Origin of the sequence: Labrys okinawensis (assembly GCF_047345005.1) — a bacterium.
Taxonomy (GTDB): domain Bacteria; phylum Pseudomonadota; class Alphaproteobacteria; order Rhizobiales; family Labraceae; genus Labrys; species Labrys okinawensis.
The window spans coordinates 6,708,681-6,725,703 of sequence record NZ_CP178864.1 but is presented as its reverse complement, the minus strand read 5'-3'; the positions used below and the strand labels follow the sequence as shown (position 1 = coordinate 6,725,703).

Annotated in this window: 9 protein-coding genes; 7 read left to right on the top strand and 2 right to left on the bottom strand. The window is 63.4% G+C overall.

Going from position 1 to position 17,023, the window contains the following annotated elements:
- The first annotated feature begins 182 nt into the window (after nucleotides 1-182).
- The 7 genes from ACMDCR_RS31240 to ACMDCR_RS31210 all read left to right on the top strand — a co-directional run bounded on the left by ACMDCR_RS31240 (nucleotide 183) and on the right by ACMDCR_RS31210 (nucleotide 14,507).
- Nucleotides 183-1,691: a sugar ABC transporter ATP-binding protein gene (locus ACMDCR_RS31240; protein ID WP_413990345.1), complete on the top strand. Its 1,509-nt coding sequence runs from the start codon at nucleotides 183-185 to the stop codon at nucleotides 1,689-1,691.
- A gap of 115 nt (nucleotides 1,692-1,806) precedes the next feature.
- Nucleotides 1,807-2,862, top strand: a complete 1,056-nt coding sequence (locus ACMDCR_RS31235) for an ABC transporter permease (protein WP_413990344.1) — start codon at nucleotides 1,807-1,809, stop codon at nucleotides 2,860-2,862.
- A complete protein-coding gene (locus tag ACMDCR_RS31230; protein ID WP_413990343.1) occupies nucleotides 2,859-3,863 on the top strand; it encodes an ABC transporter permease in 1,005 nt (334 codons plus the stop codon). Before ACMDCR_RS31235 ends, ACMDCR_RS31230 begins: the two co-directional genes overlap by 4 nt.
- A 392-nt stretch (nucleotides 3,864-4,255) precedes the next feature.
- Nucleotides 4,256-5,305: a DUF2278 family protein gene (locus tag ACMDCR_RS31225; RefSeq protein WP_413990342.1), complete on the top strand. Its 1,050-nt coding sequence runs from the start codon at nucleotides 4,256-4,258 to the stop codon at nucleotides 5,303-5,305.
- A gap of 193 nt (nucleotides 5,306-5,498) precedes the next feature.
- The gene (locus ACMDCR_RS31220; protein WP_413990341.1) at nucleotides 5,499-7,562 is read left to right on the top strand and encodes a phospholipase D-like domain-containing protein; all 2,064 of its coding nucleotides are present in this window, start codon (nucleotides 5,499-5,501) and stop codon (nucleotides 7,560-7,562) included.
- A gap of 610 nt (nucleotides 7,563-8,172) precedes the next feature.
- Nucleotides 8,173-12,870, top strand: a complete 4,698-nt coding sequence (gltB, locus tag ACMDCR_RS31215) for a glutamate synthase large subunit (RefSeq protein WP_413993773.1) — start codon at nucleotides 8,173-8,175, stop codon at nucleotides 12,868-12,870.
- 212 nt (nucleotides 12,871-13,082) lie between these two features.
- Complete coding sequence (locus ACMDCR_RS31210; protein ID WP_413990340.1) at nucleotides 13,083-14,507, top strand: glutamate synthase subunit beta; 1,425 nt, start codon at nucleotides 13,083-13,085, stop codon at nucleotides 14,505-14,507.
- A 254-nt stretch (nucleotides 14,508-14,761) separates the two neighbouring features.
- Here the strand turns inward: ACMDCR_RS31210 and ACMDCR_RS31205 are convergent, their stop codons facing one another.
- Both ACMDCR_RS31205 and ACMDCR_RS31200 read right to left on the bottom strand, forming a co-directional pair.
- Nucleotides 14,762-15,391 (bottom strand): trimeric intracellular cation channel family protein, encoded by a 630-nt coding sequence (locus ACMDCR_RS31205; RefSeq protein WP_413990339.1) that lies wholly within the window; start codon nucleotides 15,389-15,391, stop codon nucleotides 14,762-14,764.
- A 494-nt stretch (nucleotides 15,392-15,885) separates the two neighbouring features.
- The gene (locus ACMDCR_RS31200) at nucleotides 15,886-17,019 is read right to left on the bottom strand and encodes a DUF459 domain-containing protein (protein ID WP_413990338.1); all 1,134 of its coding nucleotides are present in this window, start codon (nucleotides 17,017-17,019) and stop codon (nucleotides 15,886-15,888) included.
- Nucleotides 17,020-17,023 lie beyond the last annotated feature (4 nt).

Here is a 17,023-nt window from a genome sequence, read left to right as displayed (position 1 = left end):
TGGCCCGACGAAGTCGGGTCGGAGGGGGTGTGGCCAGGATAAATCGCGGGAATCGGAGTTGCTGGTTGACGGTTCCCTTGCTCTTTCCTGACCACACCCCCTCCGTCATTGCTTCGCAATGACATCTCCCCCAGCTTCGTGGGGGAGGCTCCCCGCGCCTCTTCCGCATTTCGGACTACTCTATGGCATCTCCTTCCGCCGATACCCCGCTCCTCTCCCTGACTGGCGTTTCCAAGCGTTTTCCCGGCGTGCGGGCTTTGCATGACACCCACCTCACCCTGTATCCCGGCCAGGTGACGGCGCTGCTCGGCGAGAACGGGGCTGGCAAGTCCACCATCGTGAAGATCCTCACCGGCATCTACACGCCGGACGAGGGCGAGATCCGTGTCGGCGGCAAAGCGGTGAGCTTTTCGAGCCCACGCGATGCCTGGGCGGCCGGCATCACGGCCATCCACCAGGAGACCATCATGTTCGATGAGCTCTCGGTGGCCGAGAATGTCTTCATGGGCCATATGCCCAAAGGTCCGGGCGGCCTGGTCGACTGGGGCGCCGTCAATAGCCGCACGCGCGAACTGCTCACGCGGCTCGACAGCGACATCGACCCGGCCGAGCCCCTGAAGGCGCTCGGCGTCGCACAGAAGCACCTGGTCGAGATTGCCCGCGCGCTCTCGCACGAGGCACGCATCGTCATCATGGACGAACCCACCGCCGCGCTTTCGGCCCGCGAGATCGACGATCTCTTCCGCATCATCGCCCAGCTCAAGGCCGAGGGGCGGGCCATCCTGTTCATCTCGCACAAATTCGAAGAGATCTTCCGAGTCGCGGACCGCTGGCTCTGCCTGCGTGACGGCGAACATGTCGGCGAGGGTGCCATCTCGGAGGCGAGCCCGCCCCAGCTGGTGCGGCTGATGGTCGGCCGCTCGATCGATCAGGTCTTCCCCAAGCGCGAGGTGCCGATCGGCGAGGTCGCGCTGGAGGTGAAGGACCTGTCCAACGCCACCGAATTCGCCGACATCTCCTTCGCCCTGCGCAAGGGCGAGATCCTCGGCCTCTACGGCCTCGTCGGCGCCGGCCGTTCGGAGGCGATGCAGGCCGTGTTCGGCATCAGCAAGCCCAGCGCGGGTGAGATCAGCCTAGCCGGCAAGCCCTTGTCCATCCATTCGCCGGCTGATGCGATCGCCGCCGGCATCGCCTATGTGCCGGAGGACCGCCAGATCCAGGGCGCGGTGCTGCCCTTCGGCGTGCGCGAGAATACCACGCTGGCAAGCCTCTTCCGCCATGCCCGCGGCGGCTTCCTCTCGCTCGCTTCCGAGATCCAGGACACCCGCCGCCTCGGCACGCGTCTCTCCGTCAAGGCGGCCTCCTGGGATCAGCGCCTGCAGGAACTCTCCGGAGGCAACCAGCAGAAGGTGGTGATCGCCAAATGGCTCGCCACTGGCCCGAAGGTGATCATCCTGGATGAGCCGACCAAGGGCATCGATGTCGGCTCCAAGGCGGCGGTGCACGACTTCATGGTGGATCTCGCTGCGGAAGGTCTCGCCGTGGTGCTGATCTCCTCCGAATTGCCGGAGGTAATGGGCATGTCGGACCGGATCCTGGTGATGCATGAGGGCCGCATCGTCAAGGAATTCGCCCGCGCCGACATGGACGCCGCCGCTATCGTCACCGCCGCCACAGGAGGTCATGGGTGATGGGGGCGAAGGTCGGAACACTAAGCGTGCGGGCGCGGGACCGGCAAGCGTCGCGCCTTTTTCTGAATCGTTTCGTCTCGCTCAGAGCGAGCGTCCTCCTTAAAGGACCGTCGACATGAGGGCACTCTGGCGTCGCTATGCCCGCGAGATCATCCTCGCCTTCATCGTCCTCGGCATGATCCTCGCCATCGGCTTGCGCGCGCCGGTGTTCCTTAGCGGGGATTCGCTCAGTTCCCTGCTCGACGACACCACGATCCTGGCCATGCTCGCTCTGGCGCAGATGGCGGTAATCCTCACCCGCGGCATCGACCTGTCGGTGGCGGCCAACCTCGCCTTGAGCGGCATGGTGGCGGCGCTGTTCTCGATCTGGGCACCGAACGTGCCCATCTTCATCGTCATCCTGGTGGCGATTGCCGTCGGCACCTTTTTCGGCTTCCTGAACGGCGTCTTCGTCGCCTGGGTCGGCATTCCGCCCATCGTGGTGACCCTCGGAACGCTTGCCATCTATCGTGGCCTTGTCTTCATTGTCTCTGGGGGAAAATGGATCTCGTCGGATTTGATGACTTCGGCCTTCCTCGCCTTTCCGCATGCCATCGTGCTCAATATTCCCAGTCTCCCTATCTTCGGCATGCAGACCCCCAACCTCCATATTTCCAGCCTGGTCTGCCTCGCTTTCGTCGTCGCCGTGCTGATGGCCGTCTTCCTCGGCTTCACCACGGTGGGGCGCGGCCTCTATGCGGTGGGCGGCAATCCCATCGCGGCGCGCTATTGCGGCATCGACCTCTCGCGCCAGCAATTGCTGGTCTTCACCCTGTCGGGCGCCGTGTCGGGCCTGTGCGGCTATCTGTGGGTGGCACGCTTCGGCATTGCCTATACCGAGATCGCGCTCGGCTATGAGCTCAGCGTCATCGCGGCCTGCGTCATCGGCGGTGTCTCGATCGGGGGCGGCATCGGCTCGGTCACAGGGGCGCTGCTCGGCGCGCTCTTCCTCGGCGTCGTCGTCAACGCACTGCCGGTGATCAACATCTCGCCCTTCTGGCAGATGGCGATCTCGGGCGCGGTGATCCTCGCCGCCGTGGTGGTCAATGCCAGGGCCGAACGCCGGCAGGGCAAACTTATCCTGCCGGAGGCGCGTCGCCGCGCCGCCGCGCGAGAGGGGGTGCGCTCATGAGCGAACAGACCCGCTATCAGGTCCTCGACCGCGCGCCCTGGCGCCTGACCGACTGGCTGCTCCGCTGGGAGACGATCCTGTGCATCCTGCTGGTACTCGTCATCGTCGTGAACGCTGTTGGCTCGCCCTATTTCCTCGATATCTACAACCTTTCCGACATGACGCAGAACTTCTCGGAGAAGGCGATCATCGCGCTCGGCATGGCGCTCCTGATCCTCACCCGCGAGATCGACCTTTCGGTCGCCGCCACCGTGGCGCTCGCCTCGCTCGCCATCGGCTATACCGCTCAGGCGGGCTATGGGCCGGTGGCGCTGATCGCAGTCGGCATCCTTGTCGGCATCGTCTGCGGTGCCTTCAATGGCTGGCTGGTAACCGGCTTCGGCCTGCCCTCGATCGTGGTGACCATCGGCACCATGTCGCTCTATCGCGGCATCGCCCAGGTCGTGCTGGGCGACCAGGCCATCACCACTTATCCGGACGAGTACACGAGCCTTGCCCAGAGCTATATCATCCAGACCCCGCCGTTCTATCTCGCCTTTATCCTCTTCCTGGTGCTGGCGCTGATTTTCGCGATCGTCGTGCATTTCACGCCCTGGGGCCGCATGCTCTACGCCATCGGCAACAATCCTGTGGCGGCGCGTTTCTCGGGCATCCCGGTCAACCGCATCCGTTTCCTGCTCTTCGTGCTGACGGGTCTGCTGTCGGGCCTCGCCTCCGCGCTGCTCACCGCCCGCATCGGCTCGACCCGCCCCAATATCGCGCTCGGCTGGGAGCTCGAAGTGGTGACCGTGGCGGTGCTCGGCGGCATGTCGATCGCCGGCGGCTCCGGCACCATCCCGGGCGTGGTGATCGCCGTCTTCGTGCTTGGCCTGACGACGTTCGGCCTCACGCTGATCAACGTGCCCGGCATCGTCATCAATGTGATCCTCGGCGTTCTGCTGGTGGCTGCGATTGCCCTGCCGATCATCGTGAGGCGGGTGCTGGGAATGCGGGCGCAGTAGCAGCCCTGCGCCAGATGCTGTTTTGCGGCCGTGCCGACCTTGCGGCGTGTCCGGTCCGGTATCATGGCGATACCCAAAGGCGACGAACTCCTCCCGCCGCCCAAATCGAATAGCCGGCTACGTAATGAGGAGAGACCCTCTGCGACCTCCCAGGGGTGAGCCGCGTCGCGTCAAGGAATCACTCGAAAACGAGGGTTGTTTCTCGCTGTCGAGAGGCTTTCAGGCCCGTCGGCGCAAGGTCTGTATGCTGCGCGCGCCGCGATGGGCTGGCTTTCACGTCGATGTCACGCGTGCGGTATTTCATATGACCGGCAGACAAGACGCGGATGGCGGAGACGAGCCAATCGGCAGCGTCGGTGCTTTCGCAAGCGTGAATTGGGGAGGCTACAGGCATGGCCCTCAAAGGGTATTCCGTCCTGAAGGGACGCCCCATCAACAACCGTCTCGCGACCGGGAAAAGTCCGCATTATCAAGTTCTCGTTTCCGAGAACGGAACGCTTCATCGAATCGCGATCAATGTTCGCTCTCAAGATGGAAGCGAGGTGGAGTTCCTGGTCCGTTCGCGCTTCGAACATCCGATTACGGAACGGCTCCGCGCGCTTGATATCGGATTGCATCCGGCACGCAGCAAGCCCGATGGAATCGCGCTCGACTACATTCGGGAGAACTTGATGCAGCCCTGGGAGCTCAAACCACTCCCTTCATCGGCCGCTGGTCCCGATAATGATCTAAACGAGAAGATCGATGCCTATGTGCAGCGCGCGATGGCTGACGAAGACGCCATGATCTATGCCTTTGGCCAGACATGGGGGCCGGAACGGAACAAGGCCGATCAGTATTTCGGCTTCAAGCCTGGCGCGGGCATTCACGACATCCATATGAATCAGGGTAATCCCCCAGGTCCGTTCGCGAGCGACAATGGCGTCTATCAGGACGGAGGATTGGTCTTCGAATTCCCGCATGAGCAGCAGTGGGTGGCCGTCTTTCTGAAATTCCAGTCCCAGTCCTGGCATTCCGACGACCAGTCGGCGGATCCCAATGTTCCCGCGGATCCGGCTCATCCGAAGTTGCCGCATACGCCGGTCGATCGCGACGGCATTCCCCCGCTTGGAGTGCCGGACGGTTTGGTGCGGATTGTCGCCGCCTATGTGAACGATACGAAATCCCCCGAGCGGGAGACCGTCACGCTCCTCAATACCGCGGATGTCGCGGTCGATCTCACAGGCTGGCTCATCAAGGACAAGTTGAAGCATGCGATGCCCTTGAGCGGATCGATCGAGGCGGGAGCGACGAAGGTCGTGCAGATCCAAAAGCCCACCGAATTGTCCAACAAGGGCGGCATCATAACCCTCCTCGACGCCCGAGGCGTCAAAGTCCACGGCGTTTCCTATACCAGGGACCAGGCCAGGCAACCTGGCCGAACCATTCCGTTCCAATCCTAGAGCAAAATGCGTTCAGGCAAGAGCGGATTACGAAATTAACTTATTGGTACCAAAAGCATTTTGCGATTCTTGGTGATTCCATCTGAAAGTAAAACGCTCCAGCAGGGTCTGATGCGCGACCCTCGTTGCTGCTAGTGACCTAATGGGCAATGCCACTCGGACATTCGGCGGCCGAAAACAATAGAGGTGGGCCATGGGTTCGATAATCGCGGCCGGCTCGTGGTGTAACGGCGATGTGGCCTATCTGGCTTGGACGATCAAAGCACCCATCCCGGATTGTCTCGGCTTCATGATAACGCGTGTTCACGAGACTGGGCAGGATGCAGGTGCCCGGCGCGTGCTGCCGACCTGGATTTCGTTCAACGATCAGTCCAATCCGCGCTGGCTCGAGCAGGACAGTTCAGTCTGGCCGATCCAGGCCTTGCAGTGGCGGGATCTGACGTTGCGCAAGTCACGTGACACGACCGCGGTTCGCCTCATCGACTTTCGCGTGCATTACGAGATTGTCCCGGTCGGCCTCGCGGGAGAAGGCCGTACCCAGGTTCCGGATTCGGAGACCGCTCCCTATCTCGATAGCGACGGCAAGTCGCGCTACGACGGAACTCGCCGGCCCTTATTCATCCTGGAGCAGCCTTTCAGAACCCCGCCGATCGACGTGACCCATAAGTATGGACGAGATGGCTCGGCCATCGAAGCCACATTCACGAACGGCATTCTCTCGACGCAGAATCTGCTCCAGCAACTGAGGTCTCTCGACAGCAAGGATAAACTCGCGAAGGAAGATCTGGAGAGCACGAAGGGTCTCCTGAAAGTGCTGGACGAACATATCGCGATTCCTGGCGATCCCCTTCGAACCTTCCTGACAGGCGATGCCTTGAGCTTCGTCTGCCGGTTCCTCAAGCAGGCGGTTGGCGGCGACGGAGAGGTTTGTCTTGCCCTCTACGAGCTGGACGATCCCGAACTGAAGGCGCTGCTGAAGCAGGGGGTTGAGGCCGGCAAGGTCCATCTTATCCTGTCCACCGCTAGCAAGACCGACACCAAGCCGCCCGGTTCGGCCCGCACACCCGATCGGCCTGTAGTATGGGATACGGAAAACAACCGCATCCGCAACGAGCTTCATGCCCTCGACAAGGGCGGACAGGTCTTCGATCGAATGTTCAACAACGAGCAGTCGATCGGCCACAACAAGTTCTGTGTCTATGTCCGCGACGGCATTGCGGAAGCAGTGATGACCGGTAGCACGAATTGGTCGCGTACGGGTCTGTGCACTCAGTCGAATAATGCCATCATCATCACGAATCCCAAGGTTGCAGACGCCTACTGGTCTTATTGGAAGGATTTGCGAGACGACAGGCAGCCGTTGCGCGTGCCTCTTCAGGTTCAAATGGGCCCTCGCAAACTCGTTGAGGGATCGGCCGCCAACCAAGGCGATCCGGGTCCGGAATTGCGTAACAGCAACGCCAAGCCCGCCGGTCCCTACCAGATGGCCGATGGCACCAGCATCGAACTCTGGCGGTCGCCCAACGCACCCTCGAGGGCGCGCAATGAGAAGTCGCCGACGCCGGCCGATCTCAACGATGTCTATTGGCTCATGGCCCACGCCAAGAAGGCCATTTTCTTCCTCACCTTCATGCCTGGTGAATCAGGGAAACAGAACATCATCGGCGAGGCAGCCCGGCTTTCATCGGATAGACCGGAACTCGCCATCCTGGGCGCCATCAGCGATCCCAGGGCGATGCCGCCAAGTTCGCTTCACGAGCCGGCCGCCCCGGCGGGTGTAAAGGTTCCGCCGCCAGCCATATGGTGGCCCCATGGCGATCGAAGCCAGATCGCGATGATTCGGGCTGCAGCAGTCAGAATCCCGGTCGGCAATTTGCACCCTGAGCTTTTGACGGCCGGGCATGCCATCATCCACGACAAGATCATCGTGATCGATCCACTCGACGCAGACAATTGCGTCCTGATTACCGGCAGCCACAATCTGGGCTACAAGGCCTCCTACGCGAATGATGAGAACTTGCTGATCATACGCGGCAATTCGGCCCTGGCGACCGCCTATGCCGTCCACGTGCTCGATATTTATGATCACTACCTTTTCCGCGCCAAATTAGAGGAACGGTATCGATCGGATCTGATCGCGGGTCGCCCTTCCGCGCCGAATACGGCGCGGGGTTTCCTCGGCACGGATGCCAGCTGGCAAACGCACGTGTTTCCTCGACCGCGGAGCAGTGCGGATTATTTCGTCGGTTCCCTATAGTTTCTCTCCGTTGCACCGAAGCTGTTTCGCACCTCAGCGACAGATGCTCTTGCAAGAGCACGCCGCAAGAATACTCTGTCGCCTTCCCGCTGCTCCGCATACGCTTTCTTGCCGGCGCACGGCCCTGCCGCGAAAGAAAACGTCGCGTTGGCGCTTTTATGTGCTTGTCCCCTGCCTGAAAATGTGTCATGTCACCCCTCCATATTAGGACAGTCATGCTGTCCCATTAGGGATGCCGCTGCCGTTCAGGCTGGTGGCACGCGGATGAGCCGAAGATGGCCCGCAGGCCCGGCCACGCCGTAGGACAAGAACTGCCCTCTCGCGTTTCAGCGCAAAGCGGTGCAGCATGGAGCAAAGCCAGGGAAAGTGGATAACGGTTTTCCGTTCGGCTCTGCGACAATGTGTGAAGCAAGGCTGGTATCGGCTGAGCGACACATAGTAGTGCAATAAGGACATTCAGGCGGCATAGTCGCGGCCCGGCAATTGCATGGGCAAGCGATCAGGGCGGTTGAGTGTCCAGCAAACAGTCTATTGGCGATCGAGGCAGAGAGGGAGACAGGCGATGAGCGCGATCTTCGAACACGGACGGCAGACGGTTTCGGCAGCGGCGATGGAAGCCGCGACGAAAACCAATGCGGCCGTGACGAAAGACCGTGTCGTCGTGCGAGATCCCGGCCTGCCCAAGGCCCAGGGTTTCTACGATCCGGCCAATGAAAAGGATTCCTGCGGCGTTGGCTTCATCGCCGACATGAAGAATCACAAGAGCCACAAGATCATCTCCCAGGCGCTGCAGATCCTGCACAATCTCGACCATCGGGGCGCTGTCGGCGCCGATCCGAAGGCGGGCGACGGCTGCGGCATGCTGGTCCAGATCCCGCACGAGTTCTTCGCCGCCGAGTGCCAGGCGCTTGGCTTCACGCTGCCCGAGCCCGGCGACTATGCCGTCGGCTTCTTCTTCCTGCCCCGGAACGAGGAAGGCCGCGTGCATGCGATGCGCGTGGTCGAGAAGGTCGTGGCTGACGAAGGCGAGGTTTTCCTCGGCTGGCGCGCCGTGCCTATCGACAATTCGGGCCTGGGCGAGAGCGTGCTGCCCACCGAGCCCATCCATATGCAGGCCTTCATCGGCCGCTCGGCCGCGACGCCCGACCAGGACGAGTTCGAACGGCGCCTCTTCATCATCCGCAAGGTGATCTCCAACACCATCTACAACGATGTCGAGCGCAGGCCGCAGACGGCGGGCTTCTATCCCGCCTCGGTATCGAGCCGTACCATCACCTATAAGGGCATGCTGCTCGCCACCCAGCTCGGCGACTATTTCAAGGACCTTACCGACGAGCGCTTCCAGAGCGCCATCGCGCTGGTGCATCAGCGCTTCTCGACCAACACCTTCCCAAGCTGGACGCTGGCCCATCCCTACCGCATGGTCGCGCACAACGGCGAGATCAACACGCTGCGCGGCAATGTGAACTGGATGGCCGCTCGCCAAGCCTCGGTCGACTCGGAGCTGTTCGGCAACGACATCGGCAAGCTCTGGCCCATCTCCTATGAGGGCCAGTCCGACACCGCCTGCTTCGACAACGCGCTCGAATTCCTGGTGCAGGGCGGCTATTCGCTCGCCCATGCCATGATGATGCTGATTCCAGAGGCCTGGGCGGGCAACCCGCTGATGTCCGAGGACCGGCGCGCGTTCTATGAATATCACGCCGCCCTCATGGAGCCCTGGGACGGGCCGGCGGCCGTGGTCTTCACCGATGGCCGCCAGATCGGCGCCACGCTCGACCGCAACGGCCTGCGCCCCGCGCGCTATCTCGTCACCACGGACGGGCTGGTGGTGCTCGCCTCCGAGTTCGGCGTGCTGCCGATCGCGGAGGAAGACATCGTCGAGAAGTGGCGCCTGCAGCCCGGCAAGATGCTTCTGATCGACCTCGAGGAGGGGCGCATCATCTCCGACGAGGAGATGAAGGCCTCGCTCGCCGACGCCAATCCCTACAAGGAATGGCTCAAGCGCACCCAGATCGTGCTCGAGACCTTGCCGCCGGTGGAGGCGCGCGCCTCGCGCACCGACGTCTCGCTGCTCGATCGCCAGCAGGCCTTCGGCTACACCCAGGAAGACATCAAGCTCCTGCTGCCGCCCATGGCGACCACGGGCCAGGAAGCCGTCGGCTCGATGGGCACGGATACGCCGATCTCGGCTCTCTCCGACAAGTCGAAGCTGCTCTATACCTATTTCAAGCAGAACTTCGCGCAGGTCACCAATCCGCCGATCGATCCGATCCGCGAGGAACTGGTGATGAGCCTGGTGTCCTTCATCGGTCCTCGCCCGAACATCCTCGACCTCGAGGGCACCTCGCGCAAGAAGCGGCTCGAAGTGCGCCAGCCCATCCTCACCAATGAGGACCTGGAGAAGATCCGCTGCATCGGCCATGTCGAGGAGCGCTTCGACACCAAGACACTCGACATGACCTATCCGGCCACGCAAGGCGCCGAGGGCATGCGCGGGTCGCTCGACCGCCTGTGCGAACGTGCCGAGGCGGCCGTGCATGGTGGCTACAACATCATCATCCTGTCCGACCGCCAGACCGGTCCCGATCGAATTCCGATTCCGGCCCTGCTGGCGACGGCGGCGGTGCATCACCACCTCATCCGCCGTGGCCTGCGCACCGCGGCCGGCCTCGTCGTTGAAACCGGCGAGGCCCGTGAGATTCATCATTTCTGCTGTCTCGCCGGCTATGGCGCGGAGGCCATCAACCCCTATCTCGCCTTCGAGACGCTGGCAGCCATGCATGCCCAGCTCGATTTCCCGGAGGAAGTCGACGAGTATGAAGTGGTCAAGCGCTACATCAAGTCGATCGGCAAGGGCGTGCTGAAGGTGATGTCCAAGATGGGCATCTCGACCTACCAGTCCTATTGCGGCGCGCAGATCTTCGACGCGGTGGGCCTGTCTTCGGCCTTCGTCGAGGAGTTTTTCTTCGGCACCGCCACCATGGTGGAAGGCGTGGGCCTCAACGAGATCGCGGCCGAGGCGGTCCTGCGCCACAAGGACGCCTTCTCCGACGCCCCTGTCTACCGCAGCGCGCTCGATGTCGGCGGCGAATATGGCTACCGCATCCGCGGCGAGGACCACGTCTGGACCCCGGACAGCGTCGCCACGCTCCAGCACGCGGTGCGTACCAATGCGCAGGATCGCTATCGCGACTTCGCGCAGGCGATCAACGCGCAAGACGGTCACCTGCAGACCCTGCGCGGCCTGTTCCGCATCAAGACGGCCAGTGAGCGCGGCATGGCGCCGGTGCCGCTCGCCGATGTCGAGCCGGCTAAGGATCTCGTGAGGCGCTTCGTCACCGGTGCGATGTCCTTCGGCTCGATCTCGCGCGAGGCCCATGAATCGCTGGCCATCGCCATGAACGCCATCGGGGGCAAGTCCAACACCGGCGAGGGCGGCGAGGAAGCCGAGCGCTTCAAGATCCTGCCGGACGGGCGTTCCAAGCGCTCGGCCATCAAGCAGGTCGCGTCAGGCCGCTTCGGCGTCACGGCGGAATATCTTGTCAATGCCGACATGATGCAGATCAAGGTCGCGCAGGGCGCCAAGCCCGGCGAGGGCGGCCAGCTTCCCGGCCACAAGGTCGATGCCGTCATCGCCAAGGTGCGCCATTCGACCCCTGGCGTCGGGCTGATCTCGCCGCCGCCGCATCACGACATCTATTCGATCGAGGATCTGGCGCAGCTGATCTTCGACCTGAAGAACGTCAATCCGGCGGCCGATGTCTCGGTCAAGCTCGTCTCGGAGGTCGGCGTCGGCACGGTTGCCGCCGGTGTCGCCAAGGCGCGCGCCGACCACATCACCATCTCCGGCTTCGAAGGCGGCACGGGCGCCTCGCCCCTGACCTCGATCAAGCATGCGGGCAGCCCTTGGGAGATCGGTCTCGCCGAAACACAACAGACGCTGGTGCTCAACCGTCTGCGCTCGCGCGTGCGCCTGCAGGTCGATGGCGGCCTGCGCACGGGCCGCGACGTCATCATCGGCGCGCTGCTCGGTGCCGACGAGTTCGGCTTCTCCACGGCCCCGCTGATCGCGGCCGGCTGCATCATGATGCGCAAGTGCCACCTCAACACCTGCCCGGTCGGTGTGGCGACGCAGGATCCCGTCCTGCGCAAGCGCTTCAAGGGCACGCCCGAGCACATCATCAACTATTTCTTCTTCGTCGCCGAGGAAGTGCGCGAGCTGATGGCCGAACTCGGCTTCCGCAAGCTCGACGAGTTGGTAGGCCGCTCCGACCTGCTCGACAAGCAGGACGCCATCGAGCACTGGAAGGCCAAGGGGCTCGACTTCACCAGGCTCTTCCACAAGGTCGACGTGCCGGCCAATGTCGGCATCCGCCATGAGGAGAAGCAGAAGCACCCGATCGACACCGTGCTCGACCGCGGCTTCATCGCCGAGGCCGCGCCGGCGCTGGATTATGGCCGCGAGGTCGTGATCGAGGGCAGGATCACCAATGTCGACCGCACCGCCGGCGCCATGCTGTCGGGCGAGGTCGCGCTGCGCTACGGCTACGAGGGTCTGCCCGACGGCACCATCAAGGTGAACCTGACGGGCACCGCCGGCCAGAGCTTCGGCTCCTTCCTCGCGGCGGGCGTCGATCTCACTCTGGTGGGCCAGGCCAACGACTATGTCGGCAAGGGCCTTTCCGGTGGCCGCATCATCATCAAGCCACACCCAGACACGCTGGCCGTGCCGGAGAAGTCGATCATCGTCGGCAACACAGTGCTCTACGGCGCCATCTCGGGCGAGTGCTACTTCCGCGGCGTGGCGGGCGAGCGCTTCGCGGTGCGCAATTCCGGCGCGGCGGCGGTGGTCGAAGGCACCGGCGACCATGGCTGCGAATATATGACGGGCGGCGTGGTGGTCGTGCTCGGGCAGACCGGCCGCAACTTTGCGGCCGGCATGTCGGGCGGCGTTGCCTATGTCTATGACGAGGACCAGAGCTTCGCCAAGCGCTGCAACCTCTCCATGGTCGATCTCGAACCGGTAGAAGAGGAAGAGGACCTGATGGAACGCCTGCACCATCATGGCGGCGACCTCGAGTTCAAGGGCCGTATCGACGTCTCCGGCGACATGGGCCGCTATGACGAGGAGCGCCTGCGCAAGATGATCGAGAACCACCTGCATTACACAGGTTCGACGCTGGCGCAGACCATGCTGGACGACTGGGCGACTTATCGCACCCGCTTCGTCAAGGTGATGCCGGTGGAGTATCGCCGTGCTTTGCGCGAGATGGAAAAAGCCCGCACGCTGATGGCGGCGGAGTAAACGGACGAGGAAGAGCGCGACGCTGGGGTCTTCCCTCCTCCTTGTGGGGAGGGATAGAGGGTGGGGGGTCTTGGGGCGAGAAGCTCGCCTCATCTTGATCGACCCCCATCCCTTACCCTTCCCCACAAGGGGGAAGGGAGTGGCCGGCGCCGAGCCGATTGAATCAACCAGGCCGATTTATCTGGCCGACATAAGCTTTCAGGACCATCCCCATGGGCAAGGCAACAGGTTTTCTTGAAATCGACCGGCAGGACCAGAAGTACATGCCGGCGGCGGATCGTATCCGCCATTATCGCGAGTTTACCCTTCCGCTCGACGACAAGGACGTGGCCAAGCAGGCGGCGCGCTGCATGGATTGCGGCGTTCCCTACTGCCATGGTCCCACCGGCTGCCCGGTGAACAACCAGATCCCGGACTGGAACGATCTCGTTTTCCAGGACGACTGGGAGGAGGCGGCGCGCAATCTGCATTCCACCAACAATTTCCCGGAATTCACCGGCCGCATCTGCCCGGCGCCCTGCGAGGAAGCCTGCACGCTCAACCTCGAGGACGTGCCGGTGACCATCAAGACCATCGAGCAGTCTATCGCCGACAAGGCCTGGTCCATGGGCTGGATCAAGCCGGAAATCGCCAAGACGAAGACCGGCAAGAAGGTTGCGGTGGTCGGCTCCGGTCCTGCGGGCCTTGCCGCCGCCCAGCAGCTTGCCCGCGCCGGCCACGACGTGCATGTCTATGAGCGCGAGCCCCGCGCTGGTGGCCTGCTGCGCTACGGCATTCCCGACTTCAAGATGGAAAAGCACCATATCGAGCGCCGGGTGCGTCAGATGGAGGCCGAGGGCGTTACCTTCCACTACGGCGTCAATATCGGCGTCACCGTGAGCTTCGCCGACCTCAAGGGCCAGCACGACGCCGTGCTGCTGGCTGGCGGTGCCGAGCAGCCCCGCGATCCAGCCTTGCCGGGGGCCGAACTCGAAGGCGTGCAATTCGCCATGCCCTATCTCGTGCAGAGCAACCGCCGCGTCGGTGGCGAGGATATCAGCAAGGAAGAGCCGCTGCTCACCACCGGCAAGCACGTAGTCGTCATCGGCGGAGGCGACACCGCCTCCGACTGCGTCGGCACTTCCTTCCGCCAGGGCGCCATCTCGGTGACGCAGCTCGACATCCGCCCGCGCCCGCCCGAGAAGGAAGACAAGCTCGCCATCTGGCCCTACTGGCCGACCAAGATGCGCACCTCCTCCTCGCAGGCCGAAGGCGCCGAGCGTGAGTTCCAGGCTGTGACGCTCGGCCTCGTCGGCAAGAATGGCCGCGTCACCGGTGTGAAGATCGCCAAGGCCGATGAGAAGCGCCGGCCGATCGAGGGCACGGAGACCGTGATCCGCGCCGATGCCGTGTTCATTGCGCTTGGCTTCTCGGGCCCGGTCAAGCAAGGCATGATCGACCAGTCGGGCGTCGATCTCGACAAGCGGGGCAATGTCTCGGCCACCGACAAGGACTATCGCACGTCGATGGAAAAGGTCTACGCGGCCGGCGACATGCGCCGCGGCCAGTCCCTCGTCGTGTGGGCCATCCGCGAAGGCCGCCAGGCGGCACGGGCGATCGACGAAGCCCTGATGGGCGCGACGACCCTGCCGCGCTAACGGAGGCGCCGGCTTTCCGCCGGCTCTTTCTCTTCATGTCAACCGGGGAGTGTGCTCTCGTGATGCGCGAGGAACCGGTCCGAGATGAAAGGCTGGACGCCCTTCGAGCGAAAATTGATGAGGCGGACAACGACCCAAGGCCTTTGCTGAGCGAGGCGGAAGCCGATCGGCATTTCCAAGAACTCATTAAGAGATCTTAGGCGGCTCGCGAGAATAATGCTTGAGCGTCTCCAGCGCCGGTCAGCCCTCGCCGCTCAGTGCAGCGATTCAGTGTAGACGAATTTGGGCATGCTCCAGCCGAAGCGCAGAGCAAGCAGCCTCAGCGCCAGGCCGATGAGCATTGCCCCCAACATGACGAGATAATGAGGCAGCTCGAGCCACTGGCCGCCTGCATAGAGGCAGCCGGTGACGATCGAGACGGTCGCATAGAGTTCCGCCCTGAAGAGCAGGGGGATGTCGGCGCAGAGCACATCGCGCAGCACGCCACCGACGCAGCCGGTGATCATGCCGGAGGCAATGACGACGATGATCGGCAAGCCGAGCCCGATGGCGATGTCGCAACCGATGATCGTGAACACTACCAGACCGACGGCGTCCAGGAACAGAAAGAGGCGGCGCAGATGGCGCATGTAGTGTGCGACCATGATCGTCGCCAGCGCCGCCCCGCCGGTGATCAGCAGGTAGGAAGGATGCTCGACCCAGCTTAGCGGATGCCGTCCCAGCAGGATATCCCGCACGGAGCCGCCGCCGAGAGCAGTAATGCTGCCAAGAAGGGCAACGCCCAGCCAGTCCATCTGTCGACGGCCTGCGGAGAGAGCTGCGGTCATGGCTTCCGCAACGATCGCGATGAGGTAGAGGACATGGAAGACTTCAGCAGGATTCATCTTAAAATCGCTTCCACGATCAACAGATCTTGGCCTCATCCTCACCTGCCACCAGCTCCCGTCATGTGCAAGACCCATGCTGGGTCGGTAAGTTTCGCGGCCCGGTGAGGGAGTCGCCATGGCGGCTGTGCCGGGAGCGCCGGCTTTCCAGCCGGCACGTCCGGAGCGCAAGCCATGCAGTGAGATTCCCGGGATGCCCGCTCCTGGAAACGATGTGCTTGCCAGAGAAGGGCAGGCATCCTTGCCCATGTGCGCTAACTCAAGCAGGCAATCGACAGGGAAGACCGCGTCGCCCAGAACCTGCAGCTCGGGCTGATCCAGATCGCCACCAGCGCCTTCCTCAACGCCTGCGTCGTGGTCATGGCGGGTACGATCCCTGCCTTCCTCGCCGGCCACCCGCTCTGGACCGTGGTGCAGCACCGGCTGACGGGGATTGTGCTGATGGGGCTGGCGGCGCGCATGGCGCTGGATACGGCGCGGCGATGCGCTCCCAGTCAATCCGGCCAGCGGAAATCATCCGCCCGCCCCTCGCGTGGCGGCGGGCTCTTACCCTGTTGCAGCACCTTGGCTACGCTTGGATCGGCGCTGCCCGCCGGTTTTGCAGCCGCGCCGCCCAGCAACGCGCCGCCCGGCGTGGTCTCGTAGGCGTCGAGTGGCATCACCGGGCCATATTCCGGCTTCTCAGGTACCAGCGGCTCGCCAGGCGAATCCGTCGTCGGTTCCGCTACGGGAGCCGTGGCGATCACCGGAGCGGGTGGAGCGTCGCCCAGCACGCGCCTCAGGTCGCCCTCGAGGAAGTGCGCGGCGATGCGGGCGCCCTCGTCGGAAAAATGCACCCCGTCTGGCTTGCGCAGGCGGGCAGGCTGACCATCGAGGCCGGTCCCGCTGGCTGCGTAGCTGCCGTCGCCGTTCACGAAGCCGTCCCAGATGTCGACATAGATGCCGCCGGCTTCCGCCACCTGCTTGCGATAGAGGCTGTTGAGGCGGACCATGCCGGCGCTGAGATCGTCGCTGCGCATCGGCGGCAGGCCGACCCAGAAGATCTTGATGCCTCTCGCCTTCAGCGGCGCCAGCAGCGCGTCGATACGCTTGGCATAGGCAGCCTCCCACTCCTCCGATTGGGGATCGAGCCTTGTGTCGCCGTCACGGATGGTCTGGCGGTCGTTGGAGCCGACCAGCACCACCACCGCATCGATCTGTGCGTTGGCGGCGAGAAGATCGGCCACTGCCTTGTTCCAGTCGTAGAAATCCGTGCGGACCAGACCGGTATCGGCCTTCGCGTCATCGATGATTGCGATGTCGGGCCGGTCGTCGAGCACGTCGGTCAAGCCCTTGGCGAGTTGGTCGGCCAGCGAATCGCCGATGACATGCACGAAGAGCGAAGGCGGGACGGTGGGTGCCGGCGCGGGGGCGACGGGCTTCGGCATCGAGAAGGGCGAGGCGCGCACCTTGGTTCGTCGCACCGGCGCCGGGCGGGCATTGTTGGCACGGACCCTGTCCTGCATCTCGTTATATTGCCGTAGCGCCTCGCCCGGCGTGTCGCCGCCGCTGCGTGCATGCACGGCAAGCTGCGCCAGGCCGAGGACGGCTACAGCGAGAAGAGCGAGGAGGAGAAAGCGCTGCGTCAAGGTC